The organism is Jeotgalicoccus sp. FSL K6-3177 (genome assembly GCF_038050175.1).
Classification (GTDB): Bacteria; Bacillota; Bacilli; order Staphylococcales; family Salinicoccaceae; genus Jeotgalicoccus; species Jeotgalicoccus nanhaiensis.
Map to the genome: position 1 here is coordinate 1,303,936 of NZ_JBBOSK010000001.1, position 12,794 is coordinate 1,316,729.

At 43.9% G+C, this 12,794-nt stretch carries 10 protein-coding genes and 1 pseudogene; 9 read left to right on the plus strand and 2 right to left on the minus strand.

Annotated elements, in window-relative coordinates; translation table 11 throughout:
- The 7 genes and pseudogenes from MHH58_RS06515 to MHH58_RS06545 form a co-directional block, all read left to right on the plus strand.
- Positions 1–2,517, plus strand: a complete 2,517-nt coding sequence (locus MHH58_RS06515) for a helicase C-terminal domain-containing protein (RefSeq protein ID WP_341345384.1) — start codon at positions 1–3, stop codon at positions 2,515–2,517.
- A gap of 32 nt (positions 2,518–2,549) precedes the next feature.
- The gene (locus tag MHH58_RS06520) at positions 2,550–3,734 is read left to right on the plus strand and encodes a pyridoxal phosphate-dependent aminotransferase (RefSeq protein ID WP_341345385.1); all 1,185 of its coding nucleotides are present in this window, start codon (positions 2,550–2,552) and stop codon (positions 3,732–3,734) included.
- 13 nt (positions 3,735–3,747) lie between these two features.
- Positions 3,748–5,037, plus strand: a complete 1,290-nt coding sequence (asnS, locus tag MHH58_RS06525; protein ID WP_135096853.1) for an asparagine--tRNA ligase — start codon at positions 3,748–3,750, stop codon at positions 5,035–5,037.
- Between the two features lie 57 nt (positions 5,038–5,094).
- Positions 5,095–5,718: a DnaD domain-containing protein gene (locus tag MHH58_RS06530; RefSeq protein WP_135096855.1), complete on the plus strand. Its 624-nt coding sequence runs from the start codon at positions 5,095–5,097 to the stop codon at positions 5,716–5,718.
- A 10-nt stretch (positions 5,719–5,728) separates the two neighbouring features.
- Positions 5,729–6,367, plus strand: coding sequence for an endonuclease III (nth, locus tag MHH58_RS06535; protein ID WP_228063425.1), 639 nt, complete (start codon positions 5,729–5,731; stop codon positions 6,365–6,367).
- Between the two features lie 153 nt (positions 6,368–6,520).
- Complete coding sequence (locus tag MHH58_RS06540) at positions 6,521–6,832, plus strand: hypothetical protein (protein WP_341345386.1); 312 nt, start codon at positions 6,521–6,523, stop codon at positions 6,830–6,832.
- Between the two features lie 312 nt (positions 6,833–7,144).
- Positions 7,145–8,674 (plus strand): annotated as a pseudogene (locus MHH58_RS06545) (IS1182 family transposase); the annotation flags it as partial.
- A 140-nt stretch (positions 8,675–8,814) separates the two neighbouring features.
- Here the strand turns inward: MHH58_RS06545 and MHH58_RS06550 are convergent.
- Positions 8,815–11,226: a transglycosylase domain-containing protein gene (locus MHH58_RS06550; protein ID WP_341345387.1), complete on the minus strand. Its 2,412-nt coding sequence runs from the start codon at positions 11,224–11,226 to the stop codon at positions 8,815–8,817.
- Positions 11,227–11,237: 11 nt separating this feature from the next.
- Entirely contained in the window at positions 11,238–11,828 is a 591-nt protein-coding gene (recU, locus tag MHH58_RS06555; protein ID WP_135096863.1) for a Holliday junction resolvase RecU, read from the minus strand.
- Between the two features lie 95 nt (positions 11,829–11,923).
- Between recU and MHH58_RS06560 the strand changes: the two genes are divergently transcribed.
- Together MHH58_RS06560 and MHH58_RS06565 are read left to right on the plus strand one after the other, a co-directional pair.
- Complete coding sequence (locus MHH58_RS06560; protein ID WP_341345388.1) at positions 11,924–12,250, plus strand: DUF1798 family protein; 327 nt, start codon at positions 11,924–11,926, stop codon at positions 12,248–12,250.
- Positions 12,247–12,786, plus strand: a complete 540-nt coding sequence (locus MHH58_RS06565) for an SLOG family protein (protein WP_115884281.1) — start codon at positions 12,247–12,249, stop codon at positions 12,784–12,786. The genes MHH58_RS06560 and MHH58_RS06565 overlap by 4 nt, the downstream gene beginning before the upstream one ends.
- Positions 12,787–12,794 lie beyond the last annotated feature (8 nt).

Below are 12,794 nucleotides of genomic sequence, written 5' to 3' on the forward strand. Positions count from 1 at the left end.
ATGTTAAACAAAACATTCGCAGTCGTCGATCTGGAAACGACTGGAAATAATCTGGAAAAAGATAATATCATTCAATTAAGTATTGTGTTCGTACGTAATTTGAAAATTACAGGACAATACAATACTTTTTTAAGTGATGAAACAGCTGTGTCACCGTTTATACGCGAACTGACGAATATTTCTTCAGACATGCTGGTCGGCGCACCAAAATTTAAAGACCTTGCAGAAGATTTGCTGAGCCAGCTTGAAGATGCGGTTTTCGTTGCACACAATGTTGATTTTGATCTGACTTTCCTGCAGGCTGCCTTCCAGTCTCAAGGTCTGTCCTACAAGCCCATGCACAAACTTGATACGGTCGAACTCGTCCGTATCTTTCTGCCGTCTGTATCCGGCTACCAGCTTCATCTCGTTGCGGAACATCTCGGCATCGAACTGTCTCAGGCGCACCGGGCGGATGAGGATGCCTATGCCACAGCCGAAGCGCTGATATTTATCATGCAAAAAATGATCGGTCTGCACCGTGAAACGCTGATAAAAATCTACCATCTGTCGAAGATGATGCGGACCAGCCTGACCGATTTGATTTTCTCAATATTAAACCGGTATACAGATGATAACGATGACAATATTATCAGCTACAACCAATTTTATATTAAGGATACGAGTGTTACCCATAAATCAATAGATCCTGTGAGCGTACATGATCTGTATCATAAATATCTCAGCATTACGGGGAATGACTACCGGGAAGATCAGTACAAGCTTGCGCTGTTAATTTACGACTCGCTGGTCGAAGAAAATTATCATGCGATTGAAGCTTATACCGGACTCGGGAAAAGCGATGCATTCTTAATAGCGGCTCTCAGCTATTATTCGGCTTACGACGGTCAGGTCGTCGTTTCGACCTCGCGGAAAATACTGCAAAATCAGCTGATTGAAGAGTCGCTGATGCGGCTCAGAAAAGTAGTGTCATACGATACGCCGTTTGCGCTCTTAAAAGGCAGGCTCAATTATGTTGACCTTAACGCTTTTACAGCTCTGCTCGGACTCGATGATGCAAATCCTGAAATATGCTTTCTTAAGATGCGCATGCTCATCTGGCTTATTGAAACAGAAACCGGCGATCTGTCAGAAGTAAATCTCCGGGGGCCGGAAAAATCGTATTATGAGACCATGCTGATTCAGGCAGGGGATAAAAAGCACCATTTTTATTTTAAGCGTGCGCTGTCAAACGCAAGGAAAGTGCCGATTATCGTTACCAATCATTACTTTTTAAACGACTGTCTCAATAATCTCAAAGACATTCAGGCGCTGATTATCGACGAGGCCCATCAGCTGAAACAGGCACTTGATCTGAAAGAACGCAGAAAGTTCAGCTATCCTGAACTGAAGTTCTTTATCGGCCAGGTCGGTCTGATTAATCAGGACAGACTGCTCAGCCAATACAGTAAAACCAACAGTGCAGTATCTATGTATCTGCTTGAGGATCTTGTAATTAATCTGAATAAAAATATCGATTTATTATTTCAGGAGCTGTCACGGAAAAAAGTGAGTGAGGCGCTCGAAACACTCGACAGTCTCATAAAATTTACCGATATGTTTTTAAGCACCGTACGCGGCACTGATAATTATCAGGCTTTGTATAATCACATGCATTATTTCGATGATTCCCTGAAGAATCTGCGCTATGCGCTCGCTTATGATGATTATCATATTAAAAACAGCAAAAACTTCCAGAAAACAGAAGTAACCATCCGGACAGATGTCCTCGACACACTGGCTGATGCCCTCAGATCCATTCCCTGTCAGATTCTCCTTTCCGGCACGCTGGAAGTGCACGACAGCTTTAAGCATTTAAAATACTGGTTCGGCGATTATGACTTTAAGACAACGGTCATGAACCGGACAGAAATGTATAATGACATTAAATTATTTATACCGAATGATATCAGCAGCTATGATCCGCATGACAGTGCCTATATCGTCGACATACTCGATTATATTGCGCTGTATTTAAGCGAAACGAACTCGAAGCTCATCGTTATATTTTCAAATTATGAACTGCTGGAGAGAGTTTACAGCTTTACCGAAGACATTGAACTGTTTGAACAGATTCCCGTTCTCCGCCAGTCTCATAACTCAAATAACGAGAAGCTGCTCAGCCAGTACAACCAGCTGAGCCAGTGCCTCCTTCTCGGCACCTATACTTTTACCGAAGGGATTAATCTCGTCAGCGATCAGGACAAGGCGCTGATGCTGACAAAACTTCCGTTCCCGGTGCCTAAAGGCGACAGTTTCAGAGATTTCTATACGGCAGACCTGCCGGAAGCTGTCATTCATTTCAGACAGATTATCGGCCGGGTCAAGCGGAGCAGAGAAGATAAAGGGATCGTACTCCTGTTCGATGACAGGATTATGACCAAGCCGTACAGGCAGGCATTTTTAAAATATTTTCCTAAAGAAAATATTATTCATGACACGAGGGAAACTTTTAAAGCGCTGCTTTTTGGTTTATAATAAGGAAAACATAATTGTTAGGAGACTGCAGCTTGGAATTATCAAAAAAGGTAAAGTCAATCACGCCCAGCCAAACGATAGAAATTACTAATACTGCAAGACAATTAAAAGCTGAAGGCGTCGATGTTATCAGTCTGTCAGCCGGGGAGCCTGATTTTAACACGCCCGATGAAATCATCGATGCTGTGAATGCTGCTGCTAAAGCGGGGCATACGAAATATACAGCTTCTGCCGGGCTGCCGGAATTACGCGAAGCTATTGCTAAAAAAATGCAGCGCGATAATAATTTGACGTATGATTCAACTGAAATATATGTCGGCAACGGCGCCAAACAAGTGCTGTACAATATTTTTCTCGCGACCTTGAACCCGGGAGATGAAGTGATTGTGCCGTCACCTTACTGGGTCAGTTATACTGAACAGATTAAAATGGTCGGCGGCGAACCGGTCACTGCAGTTACCGGAGAAGATACTCATTTTAAATTAACTCCGGAGCTCCTCAAAGCTCATCTGACTGAAAAAACGAAGATGCTCGTTTTAAACAGTCCGAACAACCCGACAGGTTCTGTCTATTCCAAAGATGAACTGCAGGCGCTTGCAGATGTGCTCGCTCACACTGACATCATCATCGTTGTCGATGAAATTTACGAGGTGCTCACTTACGGGACCAAACACGTTTCAATCGCATCTCTCAGTGATGAAGTTAAAGCCCGGACTATCATTGTTAACGGCGTCAGCAAGTCGCATTCTATGACAGGCTGGAGAGTCGGCTACGCCTGCGGCGATGCCGAGCTTATTTCTGCACTCGCAGCTTTAACATCACAGTCTACTACAAGTGTGGCAGAACCCGCGCAGTACGGTGCTATTGCAGCATACAACATGGACCCCGAAGAAACTGAAGCTTACAGGGCGATATTTGAACGCCGCCGGGATAATGCATACGAAAAAATTTCTGAATTGCCGCATGTGACATGCCTTAAACCGGAGGGTGCGTTTTATCTGTTCCCTCACATGCAAACATGTGCAGAAGCATGCGGTTATAAAACAGTGAATGAATTTGTCAAAAATATTCTCCGTGAAAAACATGTTGCTTTTGTTCCGGGATCCGGCTTCGGCGCTCCGGAATATGCAAGAATCAGCTATTCGCTGGGTGAAGAGAAATTTAACGAAGCAATCTCCCGCATTAAAGAATTTATCGAAGAAAAAACTAACGCATAAGGATGTAGAAGTTATGAAAATCACTATTAACCAGGCACCACAATATACAGGACAGGAAGTTACTATCGGCTGCTGGCTGCTGCAAAAACGAGGCAGCGGAAAGCTGCAGTTTCTTCAGCTCCGTGACGGCACAGGTTTTATGCAGGGTGTTGTAGTCAAAGCTAATGATGAAGATTTGTTTGCCACAGCTAAAGGACTGCACCAGGAAACATCGATGTATGTTACAGGAACTATTAAAGAGGACGAACGTTCTTCTTTCGGCTACGAGATGGAAGTTTCAAATATTGAAATTATTCAGGCTGCAGAAGGCTATCCGATTACACCGAAAGAACACGGTCCTGAATTTCTTTTAGATAACAGACACTTATGGCTGCGTTCGAGAAAACAGCATGCAGTGATGAATATCAGAAATCAAATTATTAAAAGCACGCATGATTTTTATTTCAACAACGGCTTTAAGAAAATTGACTCGCCGATTTTAACGAGCAGTTCTCCTGAAGGCACGACGGAATTATTCCATACTAAATACTTCGATGAAGATGCTTACTTGTCACAAAGCGGTCAGCTGTACGCTGAAGCTGCTGCAATGGCACACGGCAAAGTCTTTACTTTCGGCCCGACTTTCCGCGCTGAAAAATCAAAAACGCGCCGCCACTTAATCGAGTTCTGGATGATCGAGCCGGAAATGGCTTTTTACGATCACGAAGACAGCCTGGTAGTGCAGGAGCAGTATGTTGAATACCTGGCTAAAAATGTACTTGAAAACTGCAAACTCGATTTAGAAGCACTTGGACGTGATACGACAGCGCTTGAAAAAATTAAAGCACCGTTCCCGCGTATTTCATACACGGAAGCAATCGATCTGCTGCATGAAAAAGGTTTCGATGATATAGAGTGGGGCGATGATTTCGGTTCACCGCATGAAACTGAAATTGCAAACAGTTTCGACAAGCCGGTCTTTATCGTCAACTATCCGAAAGCAATTAAATCATTTTACATGAGTACAAATCCGGAAGATCCTCGTACAGTGCTGTGCGCCGATTTAATCGCGCCTGAAGGCTACGGAGAGATTATCGGAGGCAGTGAACGTATTTCCGACTACGATGAGCTGAAAGAGCGCATTGTGGAGTCAGGACTGAACCTTGACGCTTATGAATGGTACCTTGACCTCCGTAAATACGGCAGTGTGCCGCATTCAGGTTTCGGACTCGGTCTCGAGCGTGCAGTTGCCTGGTTCTCAGGTGTTCAGCACGTCAGAGAAACTGCACCATTCCCAAGATTATTAAATCGTTTATACCCGTAAAATCAATGGAGATGTTAGGTTCCCTAATGTCTCCATTCTGCTGTTGGAGGGAAATATATGGTTAACGATTATTTAAAATATATTACGATTCCGGTCAATAAAATACTGCTGGATAATTATGCAAAAATAGGGCTTGATGAAGCCGGTGTCATTATTTTAATCAAGCTGCTCGAACGCTACCGCACACATAATACGCCGCTTAATTTCAGCGAGCTGCTTGCCGGCACGACTTTAAACGAGAGTGAATTGACTCATATTATTCAGTCGCTGATAAAAGAAAACCTGCTCGAACTCGATACGCATCAGATCGACGGCAAGTACACCGAAACGTATAATTTTGAACCGCTGTATAATAAGCTCGAGGATTTTATCATGCTGGAAGAAAAAGCACCGGTCAAAGACGATACGACGCTGCGCGGTTTGTTCGAATATATTGAGCAGCTGTACGGCAGGGCGATCAGTCCGAACGAGTACGAGCGTCTGAACAGCTGGATGAACGATTCAAACTATCAGCCGGAAGCTATTCAGGATGCGGTGGATATCGCGTATAAAAGCAATATTACATCGCTGCAGTACGTGGAGCGTATTTTGAGCAGCACGTCGAAAAGCGAATCGGTAAAAGGGACAGGACTGCCTGTTATATCATGGCTGGACGGAGGTAGCCGACTTGACAACAAGTAAGAAAAAAACGATGGAAATGATCGACGTTATCGCAGAGATGTTTCCGGATGCTGAAGCAGAACTTAATTATACAAACCCGTTTGAACTGACCATTGCTGTGCTGTTAAGCGCACAGACGACAGACGTCGGGGTAAACAGGGTGACGGAGGGACTGTTTAAGCGCTTTAAAACGCCGGAAGATTATTTGGAAGTCGATGTTACAGAGATCGAACAATACATTAAAACAATTGGTTTATATCGTACAAAAGCTAAAAATATTCAAAAACTCTGCCGTGATCTAATCGATAAATACGATGGCGAAATCCCGGGGAACTACGATGATTTAGTATCGCTCGCGGGCGTCGGCCGGAAGACTGCGAATGTCGTTTTATCCGTCGCATTCGATACGCCGAGAATTGCAGTCGACACGCACGTTGAACGAATCGCAAAGCGTTTAGGCATTGCACGCTACAAAGATTCACCGCTGCAGGTTGAAGAAACTTTGATGCGCAAAATTCCTGCCGAACGCTGGAGCAAGACACACCATCAGCTGATTTTCTTCGGCCGTTATCACTGTCTCGCGCGCAATCCTAAATGCCACGTCTGTCCGCTGCTGGATGAATGCCGGGAAGGACAGAAACGTTTGAAAAAAGGATTAGTTAAAAAGTAATGATTGGATGTTCGAGCCGCATTTCCTGTGAGGAGGTGCGGTTTTTTTGTTTTGGATAATGAAGATTCGAGACTGTCTGGTAAATGCCATTTTTCTCATTTTAAACGTAAATAAAAGCAAGACTACTTCAGAATAGACAAACTTGCTCATAATGTGTATGAAAATAAGCAGGGTATAGTCGAAAACGGCAACCTTGCTCGAAAAGCGATCAAAAATGAGCAAGGTCAATCAAAAATGAATGAGCTTGCTCATAATGTGTATGAAAATGAGCAGGGTATAGTCAAAAACGGCAACCTTGCTCGAAAAGCGATCAAAAATGAGCAAGGTCAATCAAAAATGAATGAGCTTGCTCATAATGTGTATGAAAATGAACAGGGTATAGTCAAAAACGGCAACCTTGCTCGAAAAGCGATCAAAAATGAGCAAGGTCGATTAAGAATGAGTGAGCTTGCTCATAAAAGGTGATAACTCCAGCAAACTCCCCTAACTTATCACCATATACAACTTATCCAGACGATAAACGTCATCGCTAATATAGATCAGCAAAAAAACAGGGGCTGGGACATAAGTCCAGCCTCTAAATCAAAAAGCGCACTTGCTTTCCAGGGGCGTCGCGTGAGCCTGTAGTCTCACGCAGACGCTACTCCCCTAGGAGTCAAGTGCGCTTTTTTATATGGAAATATACGTATATCTCTACAAAAAAATAAGACCCTCAGATACAATGTAAGTAACGACACAAACAATGAAAAGAGGAATCTTATGTATAAAAATTATAACATGAACCAAATCACACTGCCACTCGAAACAGAAATCCTGATTCCAGACAATGATATCTCGAAAGCGGTACATACACTGGTCGAAAGTATGCCGGAAGATGTGTTTGATGAGTTCGGACAATCTCAAGGGGCGTCGTCCTATCATCCCAAAATGATGCTGAAAATCTTACTCTGTGCCTACAGTCAATCCGCATTCTCCGGTCGTAAGATTGAAGCGTTACTGCAGGACAGTATCCGAATGATGTGGCTGGCGCAAAATCAAACCCCCTCGTATCGAACGATTAACCGATTCCGTGCGCATCCGAAGATGGCGGCGCTGCTTCAGTCTGCCTTCATCCAGTTTAGAACTCAGCTGGAATCGAATGGCTTAATTGAGTCGGATGCGATTTTTATAGACGGTACAAAAATTGAAGCGAATGCCAATAAGTATACCTTTGTCTTTAGAAAGAATATCGACCGACACGAGTCGGCGGTGTTGGAAAAATCTAAAGCAAAATACGAAGCGCTGGTCGAATCAGCAGTGATTCCAGAAATGATTCGGGAATCGGAGGGTCCGTTGACGGCATCGGAACTGGCGCATATTCATACGCAACTGACAGACACTGAAACCGAACTCACTGAACAGATTGAACGCACTGAAGATATACCCACCCGCAAAGCGATTCGCACAGAGCGTTCAGAGATTCGCAAATCCAAGAAAGCCATGAAAGATTATTTGGACCGGCGCTTAAACTATCAAACCCAACGTGCGCTGATGAGAGACCGTAACAGTTATTCCAAAACCGATACTGATGCGACATTCATGCGCATGAAAGATGATCACATGCAGAACGGCCAGTTGAAATCCGGCTATAACTTACAGATTGCGACCAATAATCAGTTTGTGTTGGGATATGATATTTATTGGAATCCCACCGATACCCGCACGCTCGATCCCTTTCTCCATACGATGCAGCACACGTTCCAGCACCTGCCGGAATATATTGTCGCCGATGCCGGGTATGGCAGTGAATCCAATTATGAGTGCGTCGTCGACACATATGAACGTCAGGCATTGATTCCTTACAATACGTACTATAAAGAACAAAAGAAACGGTACAAAACAGATGAGATGCACCCGAATCATTGGGAATATAACGCAATCGATGATTACTATGTCTGTCCGAATGACCGCCGTTTACCTTTGAAACGGCATACGACTCGAACGGACAAATATGGTTATCAGCGGGTATTTAAAATATATGAATGCGAGGACTGTCAGGCATGTCCGTTGATGGCATTGTGTAAAACATCTGCACCGGATCAGCCGAAACGAATTCAAAAAAATATGAACCTGGAGTATTTCAAAGCTCAGGTGAACCAGACGCTTTCAAGCCCGGAAGGTCGACGTCGATACGCGCAACGCAAAATCGATGTCGAAACGACTTTTGGAAACTTGAAGGCGAATTTGAGATTCACTCGGATGTCTGTTCGGGGGAATACTCCGGTCCGTAACGAATTGGGCATCGCTTTAATGGCGGTGAACCTGAGAAAACTCGTCCGGCAATCTGTGTTTACTATACTTAAACCACTAAAAAACGGCTGGAACATCTTAAAATCAAGATGTCCCAGCCGTTTCTCTTATTGCTTCAGGGCTTTTGTCCCAGCCCCGTGTTCGGCAATTCATACATATTATTCTTCGTCAGCTGCGTCTTCTTCATCTTCCGATGAGCTTGAGCCTGAGTCAGATGCTCCCGCATCTTCGTCTTCAGCTGTGTCATCCTGTGGCGCAGGGTCTTCGTCTTCTCCGGAGTCTTCCGGTTCAGCGAGATCAGCGTCTTCAGGCAGTTCACCTTCAGGCACATCACCTTCTGTTTCTATTTCACCGTCTTCGTTATACTCCCAGCTCCAGGCGCCGCCTGTCGAGCCGCTCCCATTATTATTACTGTTGGAGTCAGAATTACCGCTCCCATTATTATTGCTGTTAGAGTTATTGTTGCTGCCGCCGCTGTTCCAGAAACCGCCACCGCCGGCAACTCTAAATTCGTTGCCGTTAATCTGTTCAACGCTGTCAGGCTGTTCAAAGTCCTGACCGTTGAATGTACTGATGTACTGCATGATATCTCTAAAGAACCACTGCGGAGTAATGTGTTCATCGGTACCGACAAATAATTTATCTTCAGAGTAGCCTGCAGATGCATTATCGAATCCTGTCCATACGCTCATCGTATATTCAGGGGTGTAGCCGACGATCCATGCGTCTTTTGCACTGTTGCTTGGCAGATTATTTTCTTCCAGAATACTCGTATCAAGCGAAGTTGTTCCTGTTTTCGCTGCGATATTCAGACCGTTCATCTGAATGTAGTCGGCGCTTCCCTGATTTTCGAATGTATCTTTCAGCATATCTGTCAGCATGAAGGCTGTAGAGTCTTCCATAGCCTCGCGTGTTTCGTTGTCAAATTCAATTTTATCGCCTTCTGCTGTAACGATGTAGCGGATGGACTGCGCTTCATTGAACTCACCGTTGTTGCCGAGTGTTGCGTAAGCCTGGGCCATCTGCAGCGGACTGAAGCGTGATTCTCCGCCGCCGAGCACATCGTTAAATGATACGGTATAATCTCCGTCATTTTTCGTCGAGTAGTCGAGGCCTGTTTCAGCTGCGAATTCTGCCGGTGCATTATAGCCCGCTTCTTCCTGTACCGCTTCAAATGCTTTGACGGCCGGGACGTTAAAGCTCTGACGCAGGGCATCTCGCATCGTCACATTGCCGTGTCCCTGATTATCGTAGTTGTAGACCGTGTTGTTCGGGCTGTCTTTTGGCGTATACGACTGTTCATCCTGGATGGTCTGATTCGTTGCCCATTCCATGTGCTCAATTGCCGGACCATATGCCAGGAACGGTTTCATCGTGGAACCGACGTTGTGCTGGACAAGTGCTAAGTTCTGGTCGACAACTTCCTGATAATCGCGGCCGCCTGAAATTGCTACAAGACCGCCGGTTGATGTGTCGAGAATCGTCGATGCGATATTAAAATCATCGCTCTGGAATTTATCGTTATAGTAATAGTTTCTGTTATTCGTCATATTCTGAAGGTAGGACTGAACGTTTGAATCCATATTCGTATAAATCTGTATGCCGCTTGATAGTACTTCAGAAATGTCTCTATTGCGGAATTCATCATGTGACTGAAGCTCTGTTTTAATGTAATTAATATAAGATGCGTATTCCGGATCTTCCTGTTCTGTCGAGAAGCGTTCTGCCTCGTCACGCGGTACTAAATTTTCCGTAATATCGATATTCATTGCCTCATCGTACTCTTCCTGCGTAATTCTCTCGTGTTCGAGCATCAGGTATAAGACCGTGTCTGTCCGGCTCTTCGCCGCTTCCGGATCCATGTATAAGTTATACACGTTCGGCAGATTTGAGAGCCCTGCCAGGTAAGCACTTTCTGCGATGTTTAAATCAGCAAGCTCTTTATCGAAATAATATAAGCTCGCTGTACGAATGCCGTAGATGCCATCGGAGTAGTAAATCTTATTCAGATACATTTCGAGAATGTCATCCTTTGAATACTCCTGCTCGAGGCGGTATGACAGATACGCTTCCTGTGCTTTACGTTCGATTGTCTGTTCTTCTGTCAGGAAGGCGCGTTTAACAACCTGCTGGGTAATCGTACTGGCCCCTTGAGAGGCAAAGCCGTCCGTAAAGTTGCTGATGACCGCGCCGCCGAGACGGATAAAGTCAATTGCACCGTGATCGTAAAACCGGTTATCCTCTATTGCAAGCACCGCGTCCGACACATGTGCCGGCACATCTTCGATACTGACATATTCCCTTTTCTGACCCTGAAAGAGGGTGGTAACCAGTTCATCGTTCTGGTCATAAATTTCAGCGGGAACAGGATCTTTCAGCTTTTCATCGCTGAAAGCGGGCGCCTGTGATGCGTAATAGGCAAACAGCACCGCTCCGATAACAAGACCGATCAGTGCAAGCAGTGCACCATATAAAAACACTTTTTTAATAATTGATGATTTGGATTTCGACTGCTTTTTCTGTTCGGATTTCGCACCGGACTGTTTACTCCTTTTAAAATTCGATTCCATATATATTCTCCCTATTCAAAATAAAATTCGTCAACTGCAGCTAAATAATCATAACGCGGATTGTATTTTATTGGTAGTAAAATACTCTCTTTCTTAATGTCAGCATAGGTTATGGACTTTCTTCCGTCGCCTAAAAAGTCATCCCAGTGTTTAACAAAATGTTCAAACGGATATAGATAGACTTCGTCGTAAACGGTAAACTTAAGAATGATAAAAACAAGGCCGCCCTGATTATGACAGGCGCGCATATGCTCGACCTGGTGTCCATGAATGTTAATAAAAGGAAAGCGTGTTTTGTTGCGTGTTTCCTTCGCTTCAAAATCGATATATCTTCCTTTATATATACCATTATAGTCACTCGTCGAGGGAACTTTAAAGTAAGCTTCCGTTATTTTAGCTTTTTTCCGTGACGGATAATCCACGTCGACAATCTGTACCGGTGTCGGCTTTTTATGAATGATTGCCCGCTTCGTATCCAGATAAAACTGATTGGTCTTATCGAGATCTTTTTCCAGTGTCATGCCGCGCTGGCCGTAGTTAATTTCTTTATTCGCACGCGTTATATTGGATTTGTTTCTCTTGACTCCCTGAGGGTACTTCATTAAATTCGCACTCCAAACTATTATTATATATACTGTTTATTATATATTAATTAAAGTTTGATTAACATTTCATTATTATAGGTGGTGTGTCCAATTTGTCAAGAAATGCATCGTACAGCGATTACCGGGCCATGCTCGAAGAAATTGCGAGACGCTATGACAAGGCAAGAACGGGTTACGAGTTTGATTTTAAAACTGAAATAGAACCCTTTTTAAATGAAAATAAAGAACTCGCAGACCAGCTGCTTCATATAAAAACCGATGAGCGGCTGACTGAACGGGTCAGAGAAATTATGAGCGATGAGCTGATGGAACTCTTAATGAGCTGCCATGTTTCCCGCTTCAGTTTAAAATTGTATCATGAAAAATTCAAATATATTAATATGTGGGTCAATCACGCCAGGAAAGAAGGATTGCTGTGAGAGTTTTGATTACAGGCTACCGGCATTACGAGCTCGGCATCTTTAAAGACTCGCAGCCGGAAGTCAAAGTGCTGCGCGATTTTTTACGCGCCCGCATTATTAATCTCGCAGAAGAAGGCGCGGAGTGGTTTATCATCCAGGGCTATACGGGCATAGAAATGTATGCCGCCAATGAAATTATCGATCTGAAAGCGGACTACGATATTAAACTCGGTGTCTTAAAGCCGTTCCATAAGTTCGATGACCGCTACAATGAATCCGATAAAATTAATTTAAACAATATACTCGAGCATGCCGATTTTCATCAGTTTATCTTTGAGAGAGAGTACGGGGATCCGGGGATGTTTAAAGCGATTAATCAGTTTTTGACCGCCCACACAGATTACGGTCTGATTGTCTACGACAGCGAGACGGAAACAAATTTAAAATATATATACAGTGTTATGCTTGAATTAAGCGAGAAAAGTCATTATAATATTGAAAGAATACAATTTGATGATATTAATGACTTTATTAATGACAGATATGATAGTTAAGAGGTGTA